The organism is Shinella sp. SUS2 (assembly GCF_001262505.1).
In the GTDB taxonomy this organism is placed as follows: Bacteria; Pseudomonadota; Alphaproteobacteria; order Rhizobiales; family Rhizobiaceae; genus Shinella.
On sequence record NZ_KQ410730.1, the window covers coordinates 144,492 to 163,560 of the forward strand.

The following is a 19,069-nucleotide window of genomic DNA, read 5'->3' on the forward strand; positions in this document are numbered from 1 at the left end:
GTGTCCATCCTCCCCGCCTTCTCTTCCCTTTCGGCCATCCCGGGCCTTCACGACGATGCGATCGAAGAGCGTGTCCTGCCGAAGATCCTCGTCGCGCAGGCCGAACGTTTCGGCTCCCGTCCCTTCATCGATATCTGCGGCCGCACGGCGAGCTTCGAGGAGATGCTGACCCTCACCTGCCGGCTTTCCGGCGGTCTTCGCCGGCTGGGCGTCGGCCGCGCCGACCGGGTGGCGATGCTGCTGCCGAACTGCCTCGAACTCGTCGCCACCTGGTTCGCCGCCTCCAGCCTCGGCGCAATCGAGGTGCCGAACAATCCGGGGCTGAAGGGCGACCTGCTCTGCCACAACCTCAACAATTGCGGGGCGGAGGTGCTGGTCGCCGATGCGGGCGTCCTGCCGGAACTCGCCATCGTGCAGGACCGGCTGCCGGCGCTCCGCACGCTCATCCTCGTCGGCGCCGATCCCGCGGCAGCGCGCGCGGCGGGGATCCGGATCGACCGCATCCTGCATTTCGAGGAATGCCTCGCGCCACCCGCCGGCCTCGACCTTTCGGCCGTGCACTACAGCGATCCGATGGCGATCCTCTATACGTCGGGTACGACGGGCCCGGCCAAGGGCGCGCTGATGTCGCACCACCATTGTTACGCCTGGGCGGCGGCGATGGCCGCCAATCTGGGCTACAACACGGATGACAGCTACTTTTCCGCCCTGCCGCTGTTCCACACCGATGCGCAGATGTTCGGCGTCTATCTGCCGCTGATCTACGGCACGCGAACAACGCTCGCCGACGGGTTCAGCGCCTCGCGCTTCTGGGCGCAGGTGCGCGACAGCGGTGCGACGGCGACGAACCTTCTCGGCGCCATGGCCGTCATCCTCATGCGCGCGCCGCAGGAAGGGCACGACGGCGACAACCCCGTGCGGGTCTGCCAGTGCATTCCCATGGTGCCGGACCAGGCGGCGTTCGAGGACCGCTTCGGCATGCGCCTTGTCACGGGCTACGGCCAGACGGAGACCAGCTTCGTGACGCTCGACACCGTGGACGACACGCGGCCCGGTTCCTGCGGCCGGGCGCATCCCGACTGGGAGGTGGCCGTCGTCGACGACAAGGACCGCCCGCTGCCGCCCGGCAGCATCGGCGAGATCGTCTCACGCCCCAAGAAGAGCTGGAGCATGTTTTCCGGCTATTATCGCGCCGAGGCCAAGACGGTCGAGACGCTGCGCAATCTCTGGTATCATTCCGGTGATGCCGGCGTGATGGACGCGGACGGCTGGCTCTACTTCAAGCACCGGCTGAACGAGGCGATCCGCCGCCGCGGCGAGAACATCTCCGCCTACGAGGTGGAGATGCTGGCCGAGCAGCATCCCGACATCGTCGAAAGCGCCGCCTTCGGCATCGCTTCCGAATTCACCGAGGAGGATATCATGGTGGTGGCCTTCCGCCGTGCCGGCTCGATGCTCGATGCGGCCGGCCTGCTCGAGCATTTCAGGACCAGCGCACCACGCCACATGGTGCCGCGCTATATCGAGATCACCGATGCCCCGCTGCCCCGCACGCCAACGGAAAAAGTGGCGCGCAGCGTGCTGCGCCAGCGCGGTCTCGGGCCGGCGACCTTCGACCGCGGCGCGCGCTAGGCGGCATGAACGGGGCCGGTCACGGATAGAGGGAGATTTCACACATTCGCTTGAAGAATGCGGGGAACAAATTGCAGTCGATTGCGTTCCGGCGTACACTATACGCGGGAGATTCGACACTCCCGGCTAACGACCGCGGGAGGGTTCCATGGGAACCACTGGCAGCGACGTTTTCGACCTGTTTTCAAAGGTATACGCGAGTACAGCACAAGAAGAATTGAGCCTTCAGGAATACCTGTTGGCCTGCCGCGACGACAAGAGCCTCTACGCCACAGCGCCGGAGCGCATGGTGGCGGCGATCGGCGCGCCGACCCTCGTCGATACCAGTGCGGACGAGCGTTTCGGCCGGGTTTTTGCCAACCGTACCATCAAGATATACCCCGCCTTTGCCGATTTCTTCGGCATGGAAGACACGATCGAACGCATCGTCGGCTATTTCCGCTATGCCGCCCAGGGACTGGAGGAGCGCAAGCAGATCCTCTACCTTCTGGGGCCGGTCGGGGGCGGCAAGTCCTCGCTCGCCGAGCGCCTCAAGAAGCTGATGGAAGAGCAGCCGATCTATACGCTCGCCATCGACGGCAAGATCAGCCCGGTCTTCGAATCGCCGCTCGGCCTGTTTTCCCGCGAGCGGATGGGCGAACTGCTGGAAGACAAATACGGCATCGCCCAGCGCCGGCTTACCGGCCTCATCTCGCCCTGGGCGACCAAGCGGCTGGACGAGATCGGCGGCGACATCTCCAGGTTCAGCGTCGTCAAGCTGATGCCCTCGCGGCTGCGGCAGATCGCCATCGCCAAGACGGAGCCGGGCGACGAGACCAACCAGGACGTGTCCGCGCTCGTCGGCAAGGTGGATATCCGGCAGCTCGAGAATTTCAGCCAGGCCGATCCCGACGCCTATTCCTACAGCGGCGGCCTCAACCGCACGACACAGGGGCTGCTCGAATTCGTCGAGATGTTCAAGGCGCCGATCAAGGTGCTGCATCCGCTTTTGACCGCAACACAGGAGGGCAGCTACAACGGCACGGAGAATTTCGGCGCCTTCCCCTATCAGGGCATCGTGCTCGCCCATTCCAACGAGTCCGAATGGCTGCAGTTCAAGCACAACAAGAACAACGAGGCCTTCCTCGACCGCATCCTCGTCGTGAAAGTACCCTATTGCCTGCGCGTTACCGAGGAGCGGCTGATCTACGAAAAACTGCTGCGCGAGAGCGAGCTGGCCGACAGCCCCTGTGCGCCGGAAGTGCTGGAAAACCTCAGCCGATTCACCGTCGCCACGCGCCTTTCCCCGCACGAGAACTCGCCGACCTACACGAAGATGCGGGTCTATGACGGCGAGAACCTGAAGGACACCGACCCCAAGGCGAAATCGCTGCAGGAATACCGCGATGCCGCCGGCATCGACGAGGGCATGACGGGCATCAGCACGCGTTTCGCCTTCAAGGTGCTGTCGGAAACCTTCAACTACGACACCAAGGAGGTGGCGGCCGATTCCGTGCACCTCATGTACATCCTCGAACAGGCGATCCGGCGCGAGCAGTTTCCCAAGGAGGTCGAGGCAAACTATCTCGACTTCATCCGCTCCGAGCTTGCCGCCCGCTATGCCGAGTTCATCGGCCACGAGATCCAGAAGGCCTATCTGGAATCCTACAGCGAATACGGCCAGAACCTCTTCGACCGCTACATCGCCTATGCCGATGCCTGGCTGGAAGACCAGGACTTCAAGGATCCCGACACGGGCCAGATCCTCAACCGCGAGATCCTCGACAGCGAGCTGTCGCAGATCGAAAAGCCGGCCGGCATCGCCAATCCCAAGGACTTCCGCAACGAGGTGGTGAAGTTCACCTTGCGCGCCCGCGCCCGCAACAACGGGCGCAACCCTGCCTGGACGAGCTACGAGAAACTGCGGGAAGTCATCGAGAAGCGCATGTTCGGACAGGTCGAGGATCTCCTGCCCGTCATCAGCTTCGGCTCGAAGAAGGACAGCACGACCGAGAAGCAGCACGCCGAATTCGTCCAGCGCATGACGGCGCGCGGTTATACGAGCCGCCAGGTCCGCCGGCTCGTCGACTGGTACATGCGCGTGAACAAGGCCGGCTGACCATGCCGAAGCGGGGGATTGGCGTATGCCTCATTTCATCGACCGCCGGCTCAATCCCAAGGACCGGAGCCTCGGCAATCGGCAGCGTTTCCTCAAGCGCGTGCATGACGAACTGAAGCGCACGATCCGCGACCAGGTGAAGTCCGACAAGATCGCCGACGTGGACGCGGCCCATGGCGTGCCGATCCCACGGCGCGGCGCGGACGAGCCGAGCTTCCGCCACTCCGGCGTCAGCGGTGAACGCCATCATGTGCTGCCCGGCAACCAGACCTTCTCGCCGGGTGACAAGATCCGCAAGCCCGAGGCGGGCGCCGGCGGCGGGGGCAACGGACGCGGCCCGGGGCGCGGCGAGGCGGCGGACGACTTCCTCTTCATCCTGTCCCGCGAAGAGGTGCTGGACCTCTTCTTCGAAGATCTGGAGCTTCCGGACCTCGTGAAGCTCAACCTCCGGGAAACCGTCACCTACAAGCCGCACCGCGCCGGGCTGACGACGTCAGGCACGCCCACCAACATCAATGTCGGGCGCACCATGCGCAACAGCTTCGGGCGCCGCATGGCGCTGCGCCGCCCGAGCGAACGGGAATGCCGGGTGCTTGCCGACGAGATCGCCGAACTGGAAGCAGAGGAGCGGTTGTCGCTGCCGCAGCGCAACCGGCTCACGCAGCTGCGCCAGGAGCTGGAGGTGCTGGAACGCCGGCGTCGACGCATCGCCTATGTCGACCCGGTCGACGTGCGGTTCAATCGCTACGAGCGCAAACCGCAGCCCAATGCGAGCGCGGTGATGTTCTGCCTGATGGATGTCTCCGCCTCGATGGGCGAACGCGAGAAGGATCTGGCAAAACGCTTCTTCGTTCTGCTGCATCTCTTCCTCAAGCGCCGCTACGAGCGGATCGACATCGTCTTCATCCGCCACACGGACGAGGCACACGAGGTGGACGAGGAGACCTTCTTCTTCAGCAAGCAGAGCGGGGGAACGGTCGTCTCCACCGCGCTGGAGGAGATGCAGCGCATCATCATGGACCGCTATCCTTCCAACATCTGGAACATCTACGCCGCACAGGCCTCGGACGGCGACAATGCCAATGGCGATTCCGAGCGTTGCGCCTCGCTGCTGCGCGACGAGCTGATGCGGCTTTGCCAGTATTATGCCTATGTCGAGATCATCGACGAGCGCGAAAGCGAGATCTTCGGCACCACCGACAACGGCACGTCGCTGTGGCGCGCCTATCGCACCGTCGACGGAGCGGTACCGAACTTCCAGATGACGCGCATTTCCCGGCCCGCCGACATCTACCCCGTCTTCCGCAAGCTCTTCGCCCGGCACCAACCCCGCGCCGCGCGCGTCTGAGGGGAGCATAGGGATGGCGAAGCGACCGGCCTCTTCCCTGCTGTTCAACGGTTCCGAATGGAACTTCGCGACCCTGTCGCGGGCCTATGACGCGATCGAGACGATCGCCCTCGGCGAAATGGGGCTCGACGTCTACCCGAACCAGATCGAGGTCATCTCCTCCGAGCAGATGCTGGACGCCTATTCCTCGGTCGGCATGCCGCTGATGTATCAGCACTGGTCCTTCGGCAAGCGCTTCGTCTTCGAAAGCCATCTCTACCGCAAGGGCTACCGCGGGCTCGCCTATGAACTCGTCATCAATTCCAATCCCTGCATCACCTATCTCATGGAAGAGAACACCATGCCGATGCAGGCGCTCGTCACCGCCCATGCCTCCTTCGGCCACAACCATTTCTTCAAGAACAACTACCTGTTCCGCCAGTGGACGGATGCGAGCGCCATCCTCGGCTACATGGATTTCGCCAAGAAATACGTCGCCAGATGCGAGGAGCGGCACGGCACGGCGGCAGTGGAGGAGATTCTCGACGCGGCGCATGCCCTGATGGACCAGGGCGTCTTCCACTATCGCCGCCCGCCGCGGCTATCCTCGGAGAAGGTGACCGAGCGGGCGCGTGAGCGGCTGGAATACGAGGAACAGACCTACAGCGACCTCTGGCGCACCCTGCCCACCACCAACGGCCATGCCGGCATCGAGGCGGCCGAGCAGGAGGCGCTGGAGCGCAAGCAGGCGCTGAACCTGCCGGAAGAGAACCTGCTCTACTTCCTGGAAAAACACAGCCTGATCCTCGAACCCTGGCAGCGTGAGATCCTGCGCATCGTGCGTGTCATCGCCCAGTATTTCTATCCGCAGGGCCAGACCAAGGTGATGAACGAGGGCTGCGCCACCTTCGTGCACTATTTCATCATCAACCGGCTGTTCGACCAGGGCAGGATGAGCGAGGGCGCGATGCTGGAGCTGCTGGCGAGCCACGCCAATGTGGTGTTCCAGCCGGATTTCGACGATCCGCGCTTTTCGGGTCTCAATCCCTATGCACTCGGTTTTGCGATGATGCAGGACATCGAACGCATCTGCACCCGGCCGACCGATGAGGACCGGGACTGGTTTCCCACCATCGCCGGCAATGGCGACTGGCGGGCGACATTGCTCGACGCCTGGGAAAACCACCGCGACGAATCCTTCATCCTGCAATATCTCAGCCCGACGCTGATGCGCCACTTCCGCCTGTTCCACCTCACCGACCGTGCCGACGAACGGTTCTGCGAGGTCGCCTCCATCCACGACGAGCGGGGCTACTCCGCTGTGCGCGCCGCACTCGCCCGCAACTACGATCCCGGCGTCAACCGGCCGGACATCCAGGTGGTCGATGTCGACCTCCTGGGCGACCGGCAGCTTCGGCTGCGCCACCGCGTGAAGAGCGGCATCCTGCTTAACGAGACCGACCGTGACGCGACCCTCGCCCATGTGCGCCGGCTGTGGGGCTACAATGTCAGCCTGTCCGGTGTGGATGCGCAGACGGGGGCCTCCCTCTACCAGTGCTCGGCGACGGGAGACTAGCAGTGCGGGCCCGACCTGTCAGGCCAGACCCGCAGCGTCACCCTTGCGTCGGCGCGCTCTTCTGCCGCGCGGGCACCGGCGGGACGGAATCGGTGCAATACTGATCGTAGAGGCTGCGATATTTCTCCGCCGCGCCGAAATCGCTGTAGCGGGAGAGCGCCGTCATGTCCGTCTTGTTGAGCACGACGCCGACGATCTTGGCCTCGATGCGGCTTTCGGCGGTAAGCAGGTCGCGCACCAGCGGCGAGGGGGTCTTGCCCCATTCCACCACGAAGAGGAAGCCGTCGGCCAGCGGCTCGAAGGTCTTCACGTCGACGACAGGGGCGAGCGGCGCGAGATCGACGATGACGTAGTCGAAGGTCTGGCGCAGCTCGTCGAAGAGCCGCTTCATGCCGGCGGAGGCCATCAGCTCGTTGGGGTGGTGGACCTCGCCGCCGCGCATGCGGCCACCGGCCGGCAGGACGGCAAGCTTGCTGCGGCGGTCGACCTTGATGGCCTGGTTCCAGGCGGCCTGCCCGAGCAGCACCTCCACGAGGCCCGCCTGCGGGGCAGGGTTCAGCATGCCGGTCAGGCTCGGCCGGCGCAGGTCCGCGTCGATCAGCAGCGTGCGCTTGCCACTGGCGGCGAGCAGCGCGGCGAAGTTGATCGCGACGGTGGACTTTCCCTCCTGCGGCAGGGCGGAGACGATGCCGATCACGCGGCTTTCCCGTCCATGCAGCATCATGTCGCTGGCGAGCCGGGCATGACGCAGGGTCTCGGCGAAAGCCGAGCCCGGCGCGTCGAGCACGATGCGCGTCATGCGCTCGAAGGGAATGACGTCGCCTTCGTCCGCACCGCCGTCCTCAGGCCGGGCGGGCTGCGCGCACTCCTTGCGGGCGCCGACCAGCGGCAGGTATCCGAGCGGGCGCAGTCCCAGCACGGCGCGGATGTCGTTGCCGACCCGGAAGGAGCGCTCGCGCATTTCCTGCAGGAAGGTCAGCGCACCGCCGCCCATCAGGCCGAGCACCAGCGACAGGCCTATCGTCAGCGTCCTGCTCGGACTGGAGGCCGCCGTCGGCACGCCGGCGTCGGAAATCACCCGTGCCTTGGCGATGGGGAAGGATTGCTGCTGTGTCGCCTGCTCGTAGCGGGCAAGATAGGCGTCCGACAGCGTCTTCAGCGCCGTGGCCTTCTGTTCCAGTGTGCGCAGCTGCACGGAGGAACGGTTCGCTTCGGCATTGCTGCCAGCGACCTTCTCGATGCTTTCGCGCAGCGAAATCTCCCGCGAGCGGGCGACGTCGTAGTCGTTTCGGTAGCTCGCCGTCAGCTGCTGTAGTTCCTGGTAGATCTGCCGGGCGAGATCTTCCTTCTCGGCCCGGAGTGCCGTCGCCTGGGGATGGTCGGCGCCGAAGGAACGGGTGATCTCCCCCTCGCGCTTGACGACGGCGTTGTAGCGGCCGCGCAGGTCCTGCACGATGGAATTGTCACCCTGCCGCGCCGGGATGGTCGCATTGGCGACCGCCCTTTCCGGCCCCTGCTCGACGATGGCGCGAAACTGGTTGTAGCGGGCGGAAGCACTTGCCGCATCCGCCTGCGCCACGATGAGCTGGCTGTTGAGGTCGGCAAGCTGCTGCTCCGACATGAGCTCTCCGCGCGCAGCGGTCAGGCCGTTCTCGTTGCGGTAGCGCTCGACCTCCAGCGCGGCTGCCTGCGAGCGCTGCTGGATATCGGCAAGCCGTTCCTGCAGCCAGGCACTGGCCTGTTCGCTGGCATGGACATTGGCGCTGAGCTGCTCGGCAAAGAAGGCCTCGGCATAGGCTTTTGCAATGGTCGCCGAAAGCTGCGGGTCGGGTGAGCGGAAGGACACCGCGACGACGGAGCTGCGCGCGACACGCTCGACGCCGAGGCCCTGCTGCAGCATCGCTGCCGCCTTCTGCCGCCGGCCCTCTGCTTCCGCCTCTGCCGAGGGGGCGGCCCCACCAGAGCCCAGGGAGGCAAGTGACTTGACCCAGCCCTTGGCGAGCGAGACAGGCGATTGCGGCGGGTTGAGGATCGTCTCGTTCTGCGAAAGATCGAGATCATCGACCACGCGCAGCGCCAGCCGGCCCGATTTCAGAATCTCGATGGCGCTGGCAAGGCGCGTGTCCGCCTGCTGGCTGCTTTGCGGCGTGGTCTCGGCCTCCTCGGCATACCGCGACAGGTCTTCGTCGAGCAGGATCTGGGTCATCGCCGTATAGAGCGGCGTCGCGAAAACGAGATACAGGACGCCAAGCGCCAGCGCCACGACGACGGAGAGCGCGATCAGCCGCGCCCGCCGCATGAGGATCGTCATCAGGCGGTTGAGATCGATGAAGCTGTCGGACGTATCCGGCTCCCTGCGGAAAAGACTGCCGTACGGCACGGTGCGGTGGTGCATGGGGCTCCGTTCTGCCTTTCGGCTCATGGGTCGCTGCTTTGCCCTGGGAGGACCCCGGGCCGGCAAGCCCGGCCCGGGGTCTCGCGTCAGGCGGCGCGCACGCCGCCGCCGTGGGCCATGACGAGATCACGCAGGGGCGCGACGAGCGCGCCACCGAGCTCCGGCCGGGCCAGCGCGAAGGCGACATTCGCCTCGATGAAGCCCTGTTTCGAACCGCAATCATAGGTCCGCCCCTCGTAGAGATGGGCATGGAAGGACTGCGTGGCGGAGAGCTTCAGCATGCTGTCGGTCAACTGGATCTCGTTGCCGGCGCCGCGCTGCTGGCGGGCGAGATGGCCGAACACTTCCGGCTGGAGGATGTAACGCCCGTTAAGGAAGAGATTGGACGGTGCCGTGCCCGGCGCCGGCTTCTCGACCATGTGGGTGACGGCAAAGCCATGGCGCACGCCCAAGCCCCTGCCGACGATGCCGTATTGCGAGGTCTCCTCGGGCGCGCATTGTTCGACGCCAACCACATTGCCGCCGACCTCGCCATAAAGGTCCATCAGGCCGGAAAGGCAGCCGCGCGGGCCGAAGGATACCATGTCCGGCAGGAGCAGCGCGAAGGGTTCGTCGCCGATGAGGTCACGCGCACACCAGACCGCATGGCCAAGGCCGAGCGGGGCCTGCTGGCGGGTGAAGCTCACCGCACCCGCCGCCGGCAGCAGCCGGCCGAGTTCGCTGACCGCGGCGTCCTTGCCGGAGCGCTCCAGCGAGGAGATCAGCTCCGGCGTGTCGTCGAAATGGTCCTCGATGACCTGCTTGTTGCGGCTGGTGACGAAGACGACGTGCTCGATGCCTGCCTCGCGTGCCTCGTCGAGCGCATATTGCACGACCGGGCGATCGACGATGGTCAGCATTTCCTTCGGCATGGCCTTGGTGGCCGGCAGGAAACGGGTGCCGTTGCCGGCAACCGGGATGACGGCCTTGCGGACGGTCTTGGTTCGCTCCATGGCATTATCCTTTGTTCTCAAGCGGCAGATCCTCCGCTGTCGTTGGGGAGAGGTCCGCGCGGGGCGCGGCCGTCCTCAGATGGGCCGACGGCGCCATCAGGCGGCGCCACCGGGCGGCGATCGGCATCGAAAGATGCCGGAGCGCGACGGGATCGCCCAGCGCCACCCTGAGGGCGGGTCCGAGCGAACGGTTCTTCAGATGCTGGATCAGCGCGAGGAAGGACCGGGTCTCCTCGAGGTTGCGCGTGCGCCGGCGCTGGGCGTCCGCGGCCGCGCCGCGAAGCGGGAAACGGGCGAGAAACCGCCGGTCGCCGGCCAGCATCGCATCGACATGGTCAAGGTGCAGCACGCGCGAGATCGAACCCTCGCGGATGCGGTAGACATAACCCGCCTCGGGCACGACGGCAGAGGTTCCGCCCGCGGCGAGCACGGAGGCGAGCAGGAGATAATCCTCGCCGATGCGCAACGCCTCGTCGAAGGCCAAGTCCTTGTCCTCCAGGAAGGAGCGGCGGAAGACCGGCTTCATGTAGCCGAAATTGTGCGTGGCGTGGAAAATCCGGTTGGCGTCGATGAAGACGGGCAGCGTCAGGGCCGGCATGGCGGCGAGCAGCGCCGGGGCGAACATCCGCTCCCTGCGGCCATCGGCATGCAGCACGTCGAGATTGTCCACGACGACTGCCGCATCCTTCGCCTCGGCCATGGCGATCATGCGGCAAAGGCGATCCGGCTGCAGCGTGTCGTCGGCGTCGAGCACCGCAATCCAGCGGCCTCGCGCGGCCGCAAAACCCGCATTGCGCGCACCACCCGGACCGCGGTTGCGATCGAGCGGCAGGAGTGTGAGCCCCGACGTGCCGAGCGCGGCGACGGTCGCACGGGTCGCGTCGGACGAACAATCGTCGACAACGATGATCTCCACCGTCACGCCCTCCTGCGCGGCGGCGCTGCCGATCGCATCGCCGATCGTATCGGCCGCATTGTAGGCGGCGATCACGACGGAGACATCGGGGATGGTATCAGACAGAAGAGTCCCGTTCATCGCGCCGCGGCCTCCAGCTGCCCGTAGGGTTCGATGGCGCGGGCGCCAAAAAGGCCGCCGACCACGCCGGCATGCAGCAGGCCGCGCAGGAGGAAGCGGTTGCGTGGTATCGGCAGGAGGACGAAGGCCGTTGCCGCCGCAAGGCACATGGCGGCTTTCGCGGCGGCCAGCCCCGCGGCGGCGGTCCGACCCGCGCCGCGACCGGCAAGAAGCCGGCCATGGGTCTGGCCCATGCGCAGCCGGCGCTGCGCCAGCCAGGAAAACCGCGCCCGCGCGGGCGGCACCGGCTCGTTGACCCAGGCCTCATCGGCAAAGGCGATGCGCCCGCCGGCGGCATGCACCTGCATGAAGAAGGCGGTGTCCTCGCCGCCACTGCGGCCGAGCGCATGGTCGAACCGGCGGCCGGCGATGGCCGGGGCGGCAAGGCGCAAGAGCACGTTGCAGGTATAGCCGGTGCGGATCTCCCCCTTCACCCAGACAGGGCGAGTGGAATGGAAATCGCCGCGCCGCATCCAGCCGGGGGCGTCCGGCCCATACTGCGCTCTGACCGGGCCGAGGACCACATCCGCGGCGCCCGTCGCCGCCGCGGCAAGCAGGTTTTCAAGCCATTGCGGCTCCACCGTCTCGTCATCGTCGACGAAGGCGAGGAAATCGGCATCGGCTTCGTCCAGGCAGGCATTGCGGGCGAGCGAAATGTTGCCGGCCGGGCAGTGCACATAGGAAAGCGCCATCGGCAAGCCTGCCCGCGCGGCCTCGACGCGTGCGTGGGCGCTCGGCTCGACATCATTGTCGGCGACGATGATACGCAGTGCAACGCCCGACGGCACCGTCAACGCCACGAGCGAGGCAAGCGTCTCGCCGAGCGCTTTCGCCCGCCGGAAGGTGCAGACCGCGATATCGACGCGGAGGGGAGCGGGGGCCGTCATGCGGGCACCCGGTGCTGGCGGAAATCGAGAAGCTCGCGCCAGAAGCCGGCAGACCAGGCGAAATGCATGATCATGGCCGACACGGCGGCGAGCGGACCATAGGGGTTGCGCTGGCCGAGCGCCATCCAGGCGCCATAACCGAGGCAGGCCGCCGCCCACAGTGCGAAGGGCACGGCAGCAATCCAGGTGATGGCCGCCAGGAACGCCCCGACCGCCACCGGCGCCACCATCAGCGGCAAGAGCTGGCGCAGGCTCGGGCAGGCGCGGTGCTTGAGTAAATTGCGTGCCCGCCCGCGGCCATAACGGAAATATTGCCTGAACAGCGGCCCGGCGCTGGCGCGTGGATAGTAGACCATCGCGGTGCGTGCGGTCATCCAGATCCGGTAGCCGGCAGCCAGCAGGCGATAGTCGTATTCGGCATCCTCGTTGGCGGTGAAGCTCTCGTCATAACCGCCGACCATGCGGAAGGCGGAAATGCGCATCAGCGCGTGGTGGCCGTGCTCGGCCCAGTGGCTTTCCGCACCGGCGCGATGCTTGGCGCCGCCATTGCCGAGCACCGAGTTCTGCGCGACGGCGGTGGCTTTCTGGAAGGTGCCGAAGCCGACGGTCTGCATGGCGACCACGACGGAATCGGCTCCGGTCGAAAGCGCTTCCTCGAGGAGCACGCGGCAATAGTCCGCGGGATAGGTGCCGTGCGCATCGATGCGGATCAGGTAGTCGTGGTCCATGCCGAAGGTCTCGACGGCAAGGTTCACGGCGGCGCTCTGGATACGCTTGGGATTATCGAGGAGAGTGAGGTTCGGCACGCTCGCCGCAAGCCGGGCGGCAATGTCCCGCGTGCCGTCCGTGCTGCCGCCGTCGGCAACGACGAGCGTGGCGTTGAGCTCGGCGAGCGCCGGCTCGAGCTGCCGCACCAGCGGCTCCAGGTAACGCGCCTCGTTGAGGCACGGGATCACGATCAGGCACCGCACGGATGTCACGGGATCAATGGTCATGGCAATCCACCTTGCTTGCGAGAAGGGAAGGAACAGGCGTGGGTTCCGCCGTCGGCGCTTTAAGCGCGGCAAGGCGCTGGACGAGCCCGGCGCAATCGGCCCGGTCATGGATCCAGGGCTTCGGCCCGAGCCTGGCGAGCGCGGCCTGCAGCGTCCGGTACCTGTCATCGTCGAAGGCGGAAAAACGCGTCACCAGCGTTTCGAGGCGCGCATCGCGCAGGGCAATGCCGATGCCGCGCCGGCCGGCAAGCCGCGCCGTCTCCGTTCCGCCCAGAACGATGGGCACGGCGCCATGGCGGCATCCTTCGTAGAGCCGGTTGGGCAGCAGCCAGGCGGAGTTCAGCCCCTCCTCGAAGAAGTCGATCGCCCAGGCAAGGTCGACCCCGCGATAGATGGTGGCGAGGTCCTCCGGATTGCGGTAGGCGCCTTCGAAACGGATGAAGGGTTCGCGCGCCACGAGGCCGTCGAAATCCTCGAACTCCGACCGGGCGGGGCGGCCGCGCAGAACCACCTCGAACCGGCCCTCCATGCGCCGGGTGAACGCGGCAAGCAGATCGAGCGACTTGCGGCAGCGGATCGCGCCGAACCAGCCGATGCGCCAGGGCTCTCCCGCCGGCCTTTCTGCCCGCAGGCACAGCTCGTCCGCCGGGCCGTCCAGCTCCAGCACGCGGTTTTCAACGAGATGGACAGGCGCCCTGATGCCGGAAAGCGGCTGGAAATACTGCTCCACGAAGGCCGGGGAACTGGTGACGAGGAGACCCGCCTTGCGGCCGAAATGGCGCTCGGCCGCGCGCAGGCCGCGGCTCGCCACGCCCTTGCCGGTCAGCAATCGGTGGATGTCGAGGCATTCATAGGCGACAGGCATAGCGCCGCCGAAGATCGCCTGCGCCCGGCCTGCCAGCGCCAGCATTTCGAGATTGCGCGCGAGGATGACATCCGGCCGCGCCAGCCCAGCCAGCCGGCGGCGCAGCGTGACACCGGCGCGGGCGACGGCGGCAAGGCGCTGGGCGAAGCGGGCGTCCCGGGTCGTGCCGAGCTCCAGGGGAACGACACCCTCCACCGCCGCCAGCCGATTCTCGCCACGCCGGAAGCCGGCCAGCGCGACCTCCGCCCCGCCCGCCTGCAGCATCAGCACGCGGCGGCGCACCGCAGGGTCGGAAAGATCGTGAACGAGATAGAGCACGCGAAGCATAGGCCGTGTCCCGGTCAGTTCAGCAGGCAGGCGACGGAGCCGGCGAAGGGGCAGGCATCGCCCTCGGCGGTGAAGGCGACGCGCTCCACCTCCAGCTTTGTCGGGCCGGCGAAGGCGAAGCGGCCCATCCAGCCGGTCAGCGTGTCGCTGCCCCAGAGCGAGAGGAAAACCTTTTGGGCATTCTCCGGCAGCGCCGCCGGGTCGGTCACCTCGTGCACGAGGGCGCCGTTGACATAGTAGCGGAGCCGGTCCTTCTGCCAGACGAAGGCATAGTCGTTGAAGCCGGCATCCGCCGGGCCGGGGAGTGGCACCAGCTTCTCGTTGCCGCCCTTGCCGGCGACATACTGGTTGAGCTGCACGCGCGACGTGTCCTTGCCGAGCACCTCGAAATCGATCTCGTCGTGCTGTTTCTTGTCGGCCGGGCCGATATAGGTGAAGAAGGCCGAGTTGAGGCCGGAGCCGGTCGCCGTCTTCATGCGCACCTCATAGGTGCCGTAGCCGTAGCGCTTGCGGGTCTGCACCTCGCCGCAGGCGTAATTTCGTTCGCCGGCCGGCGCCGCATCGAAGGAGAGCAGCAACTTGCCGTCCCGGACCGCGACCCGGTCCTTCGACCAGGTGCAGTTCTGGTGCGCGCCGTTGTTCCAGCCGTCGGAGACGTACCAGAAGCCTGTGTCGAGCGTATCGAACTCCTCGACGAAGGAGGGTCCGCCGGCCCCCTCCTGGGCGGCGAGCGGGGCGGCTGCGGCGAGTGCCGTCAGGAACGCGCCGGTGCGAAGGACGGTGTTCAAGGAAGCGGTCATTCGGGTTACCTCCGTTGAGCGACGGAACCGTTCTGCTCCATCGGCGGGGGTTGGCGCCGGCCCGTGGACGCCCGTGGGCTGCCCAGCCGGCGGCCGGTGAGGGTGGCGTGCAGCGATGGTGTAAAGCGCCGCGCCGCGGCATGGCTGACAACGAGGATGGCCAGCGCGAGGATGGGGCTTGCGGCGTAGAAGAGCGGGTAGTCGTCCACGCTGCCGAAGCGGTTCCAGACCATCCAGAACAGGATGAGCAGCGGATAGTGCGCGCAGAAGATCCAGAAGCTGAGGCCGCCGAGCTTCGCCAGCGCCGCGCCCGGCGCCGTGCGCACCAGGAGCGCAGAAAGTGCCCAGGCGCCGAAGATGCCGGCGATCGCCGTCAGGCTGCGCAGCATGTCCAGCCAGGCCGGGAACACCGGGCCGAAGGCAAAGAGGGCGAGCGACAGCGCCACGGCCATGGCGAGCACGGCAAGGACGAGCGGAACGGCAAAGCGGTCGAGGCGGCGGATGTCGAAGCGGTGCAGCGCGGCGCAGACACCGAAGCTGAAGCCGAACAGGATGGATTTCTTCAGGAAGATGCCGTTCGGCAGCGGCAGCACCGCATAGGCCAGCATCAACGTCAGCACGGTACGCGGATAACGCAGCACGGCGATCGCGATGAGCGGCGAGAGGAGAAGGCAGAGCAGCAGGTCCCGCAGGAAATAGAGCGGGACATTGACCGGCCAGGTCTCGATGGCGAAGGCAAGGTTCATCCATTCGCGCGGCGTGCCGCTCAGGACGTCCGGCAGGTAGCCGAAGCCGATGCCGCGCGCCTGGGCCGCCAGCACGAGGAGAAGGAAGGCCGTGTTCCACAGGAGGAACGGCACAAGGATCGTCGAGGCCTTGCTGCGCAACGTCCTTGGATAATCGAAACCCGCAAACCCGCGCTGGAAGAGCAGATAGCCGGAAATCGCGCTGAGGCAGGGGACGCCGATCCGGAACAGGCTGTCACCGAGGAAGACGCGCAACCAGTCGATCCCGCCAAACTGCCCGGCATAGGGGCTGGTCGCGGGATCATAGGGCACATGCACGAAGATGATGCCGCTGATCAGCACGATGCGCATCAGGTTGATGCGCTGTGAAACGGTCGCGTCGATATCCACGGTGTCCGTCACCCCTCTGGTGTGCCGCTCCCCCAAGCGGCCGTTCAAACAAGAGCAGACTCGAGCCTACGAAGCGGAGTCTGGGTGACGGGACGGAAAAAAATATGGCGGCGCAACAAATTCGCGTGATGAGAAGGTTGCATTGCAACATAGCGACAGGTTCGGCACCGCGTGCGGAAGGGGAATTCCACCCGCCGTCCGGCAAGACCAAGCACCGCGGCATCAATTCTTTGAAGTCTATTCGAATATACTGATCTTCCTGCAATTATGGGGTGCAGGAGCTCGCGAAGTTTTTTTCGAAGACTATGCGCAATCGGTCTGGCGGGAGGCCGATTGCGGCAGGCCGGGGCCGAAATGCGGCGGGCTCAGGGCAAAGCGGGCGATGTCTTGGGGCGGCGTGCGAGATCGATGAGCTTGCGCAGCAGGGGACGCTCCGTCAGGAGGACCAGCCCGCCGTAGAGCACGCCGCCAAGCGCAATGCCGGCGACAAGCTGCAGGGTGGCCGGCAGCCGCTGGGCGAGGTAGTGCTCAAGGGCATAGCGCACGGCAAGCGCCATCAGCGCAGCCATCAGCATCGGGCGCACCGCGCGATAGAAGCCGGAGAGGAACGGCGTGCCATCGGCGCTGAACACCAGCCGGGAATACCCGACCAGCACCAGCGCATTGACGATGCAGAGTGCCGTCATCGCCGCGATCAACGTGCCCTCATAGGCGCCATAGGCGACGGCGGCGGTGGTGACGACGGCCCGGCCGACTGCCCAGCGGAAGAGCGCGCCGCCATGGCCGGCGCCTTTCAGATAGGGGATGAACGTGCTGCAAGGCGTCAGGATGCCCTTTGACAGCGCGAGCAGGCCGAGCACCGGCCAGGCGGCTGCCCATTGCGGGCCGAACAGCAGGAGCATGGCGGGTTCGGCAAGCGCCCACAGGCCGAACATCATCGGCGCGAGCAGCAGGGTCGTCACCTGCGTGCTGAGCATCAGCGCCTGCGAACGGCGTTCGCGATCGTGCATCATCGCGCTGAAGGCGGGAAAGAGCACGCCCATGACGGCCGACAGCACCACCTGGTTGGGAATGCTGGAAAAGCGGTTCGCCGCGGAATAGGCCCCGGCTTCCGCCAGTCCCAGGAAGCGCGAGATGACGACCATCGGCGACTGGAAGGTGACGAAATTGGCGATCTCCGAGCCCATCAGCCCGAAGCTGAAGCGCGCGAGCCGCGTCACCTCGCCGAGACGGAAGGTGAGGCGCGGCAGGTAGCGCGAGACGAAGAACAGGCCGGCAAGCCGGATAACGCCCGCCACGAAAAGCTGGACGACCAGTGCGACGACGCCGAAGCCGGCGAGCGCCAGCACGACCGCGGCGATCGCCGCCAGCGATTCGGACACCATGCTCCAAAGCGCATCCTGGCTGAACTGCATGCGCCGGGCGACGAGGGCATAGGCGACGTCGCCGGCAAGCTGCAACGGAACGAGCAGGCTCATCAGGCGCAGGAGCGGGGCGGCATCGGCTGCACCGAGCCAGCCGGCCAATGGCTCGGCCCAGAAAAACAACCCCGCCGCCATCAGGAAGGCGAATGCCAGATTGGCCCAGAACACCGAGTGGATCGTCTCCTCGTCTTCCCGCGGCTCGAGGATGAGAGCCGAGGCGAGACCCGCCCCGCCGATCATCGCCAGGAACTGCACGAGGGCGAGCGCGACGGCCACCGCGCCGAACTCCTCGGGCGAAAGCAGCCGGGCGAGAATGGGCACCGTGACAAATTTAAGCCCGAATGTGCTTGTCTTGGATAGGACGCTCCAGCCGACGTTTCGCGTCACCGACTTCGCGTTCACCTGCTGGGACATGGCGGATACCTGCTCGAAAAAGGAGCCCTGGCGACGACGAAATGCCTGCGCCGGAAACGGCCGCGCCCCCGTGGGAGGAGACCATGCGAAACTCTTTCTAGAGAAACCACAGGGACGAAAAGATGGCGAAGCTGACAGTTATCATCCCCTTCTATCAGAAGGAACCAGGCATCCTGGAGCGTGCGCTCAGGTCTGTTTTTTCCCAGAATTTCAACGACTTCGACGTTATCGTCGTTGACGACGAATCGCCGTATCCGGCCGATGGCGACATCATTGCGCTTTTACCGGAAGATCAGGCGCGCGTGCGCATCCTGCGCCAGGAAAATGCCGGGCCGGGCGGGGCACGCAACACCGGGCTCGACCATGTCTCCCCGGAAACCGAGCTCGTCGCCTTCCTTGATTCGGACGACACCTTCGCCCCCGGTCATCTCGCGCGCGCCCATGCGGCGATGACCCGGTACGGGGCCGATTGCTACTTCGCCTCCATCACGGGGGGCGATGCCTTCTACTATCATTTCGGCGTCGCCGATCTTGCGGAAAGCGAGACCGTGGTGCGGCTCGAGGAGGATCCGCTCCTCCTCGAAATCCCCGGCCTGACGCAGGTCATGCTGAAGAACTGGAGCTTCCTGCACCTCTCCTCGATGGTCATCGGCCGGCCGCTGATCGAGCAGGTGCGCTTCGATGCGGCGCTGCGGCTTGCTGCGGAAGACGTGCTGTTCTTCTGCGATTGCGTGCTGGCGGCCGGACGCGTCGTGCTCGGCGCGGAGGCGGGGGCCGTACGCGGCGAGGGGATCAACATCTTCCACGGCGTCGACAACGATTCCCCGCAATTCCTGCGCCAGCAGTTCAACACCTGGCTGGCGCTCGACCGGCTGGAGACGCGCTTCACCGAGCGGCCTGCGGAGGTCGCCTCGCTGCGCGCCTACAAGCAGACAGCCCGGCGCCAGGCACTCTGGGGGCAGGCGCGGCGCGTCAAGCGGCGCAAGCTGCCCCAGTTCGACATGCTCGCCCGCTGGGCACTGCGCGATCCGCGGTTGATCACAAGCGCCTTCGCGCTTGCCGTCGGCAAGGTCTCCCGTTGATCCCTTTTCGCGCCGGGCAGCACGCCCGGCCCTTTTGCGACCCG

Annotated in this window: 14 protein-coding genes; 5 read left to right on the plus strand and 9 right to left on the minus strand. The window is 66.2% G+C overall.

The genetic code is table 11. From position 1 onward, the window contains the following. The 4 genes from AKG11_RS14270 (at position 1) to AKG11_RS14285 (ending at position 6,633) form a co-directional block, all read left to right on the plus strand. The gene (locus AKG11_RS14270; RefSeq protein WP_245290160.1) at positions 1-1,632 is read left to right on the plus strand and encodes an AMP-binding protein; all 1,632 of its coding nucleotides are present in this window, start codon (positions 1-3) and stop codon (positions 1,630-1,632) included. A gap of 148 nt (positions 1,633-1,780) precedes the next feature. Then, a complete protein-coding gene (locus AKG11_RS14275) occupies positions 1,781-3,730 on the plus strand; it encodes a PrkA family serine protein kinase (protein ID WP_023513229.1) in 1,950 nt (649 codons plus the stop codon). Between the two features lie 25 nt (positions 3,731-3,755). Beyond that, positions 3,756-5,078 (plus strand): YeaH/YhbH family protein, encoded by a 1,323-nt coding sequence (locus AKG11_RS14280; protein ID WP_023513230.1) that lies wholly within the window; start codon positions 3,756-3,758, stop codon positions 5,076-5,078. A gap of 13 nt (positions 5,079-5,091) precedes the next feature. After that, complete coding sequence (locus AKG11_RS14285; protein ID WP_050744320.1) at positions 5,092-6,633, plus strand: SpoVR family protein; 1,542 nt, start codon at positions 5,092-5,094, stop codon at positions 6,631-6,633. Positions 6,634-6,670: 37 nt separating this feature from the next. Here AKG11_RS14285 and AKG11_RS14290 read toward each other — a convergent pair whose 3' ends face one another. The 9 genes from AKG11_RS14290 to AKG11_RS14330 form a co-directional block, all read right to left on the minus strand. Continuing rightward, on the minus strand, positions 6,671-9,055 hold the full coding sequence (locus AKG11_RS14290; RefSeq protein WP_050744321.1) for a polysaccharide biosynthesis tyrosine autokinase: 2,385 nt from the start codon (positions 9,053-9,055) through the stop codon (positions 6,671-6,673). A 59-nt stretch (positions 9,056-9,114) separates the two neighbouring features. Beyond that, positions 9,115-10,020, minus strand: a complete 906-nt coding sequence (locus AKG11_RS14295; protein ID WP_050744322.1) for a UTP--glucose-1-phosphate uridylyltransferase — start codon at positions 10,018-10,020, stop codon at positions 9,115-9,117. Between the two features lie 4 nt (positions 10,021-10,024). Beyond that, complete coding sequence (locus AKG11_RS14300) at positions 10,025-11,056, minus strand: glycosyltransferase family 2 protein (RefSeq protein WP_050744323.1); 1,032 nt, start codon at positions 11,054-11,056, stop codon at positions 10,025-10,027. Beyond that, a complete protein-coding gene (locus tag AKG11_RS14305) occupies positions 11,053-11,982 on the minus strand; it encodes a glycosyltransferase family 2 protein (protein ID WP_050744324.1) in 930 nt (309 codons plus the stop codon). The genes AKG11_RS14300 and AKG11_RS14305 overlap by 4 nt, the downstream gene beginning before the upstream one ends. After that, entirely contained in the window at positions 11,979-12,977 is a 999-nt protein-coding gene (locus tag AKG11_RS14310; protein WP_050744325.1) for a glycosyltransferase family 2 protein, read from the minus strand. Before AKG11_RS14310 ends, AKG11_RS14305 begins: the two co-directional genes overlap by 4 nt. Next, entirely contained in the window at positions 12,967-14,169 is a 1,203-nt protein-coding gene (locus tag AKG11_RS14315) for a glycosyltransferase family protein (RefSeq protein ID WP_050744326.1), read from the minus strand. The genes AKG11_RS14310 and AKG11_RS14315 overlap by 11 nt, the downstream gene beginning before the upstream one ends. 14 nt (positions 14,170-14,183) lie before the next feature. Further along, positions 14,184-14,969 carry an endo-1,3-1,4-beta-glycanase ExoK gene (locus AKG11_RS14320; RefSeq protein WP_050744327.1) on the minus strand — a complete coding sequence of 262 codons (786 nt, stop codon included), beginning with the start codon at positions 14,967-14,969 and terminating at the stop codon, positions 14,184-14,186. 5 nt (positions 14,970-14,974) lie between these two features. Next, positions 14,975-16,066, minus strand: coding sequence for an acyltransferase family protein (locus AKG11_RS14325; RefSeq protein WP_305809672.1), 1,092 nt, complete (start codon positions 16,064-16,066; stop codon positions 14,975-14,977). A 404-nt stretch (positions 16,067-16,470) separates the two neighbouring features. After that, entirely contained in the window at positions 16,471-17,943 is a 1,473-nt protein-coding gene (locus AKG11_RS14330) for a lipopolysaccharide biosynthesis protein (protein ID WP_050744328.1), read from the minus strand. Positions 17,944-18,065: 122 nt separating this feature from the next. Between AKG11_RS14330 and AKG11_RS14335 the strand changes: the two genes are divergently transcribed. Continuing rightward, a complete protein-coding gene (locus AKG11_RS14335) occupies positions 18,066-19,025 on the plus strand; it encodes a glycosyltransferase family 2 protein (RefSeq protein WP_050744329.1) in 960 nt (319 codons plus the stop codon). The last annotated feature ends 44 nt before the right edge of the window (positions 19,026-19,069 follow it).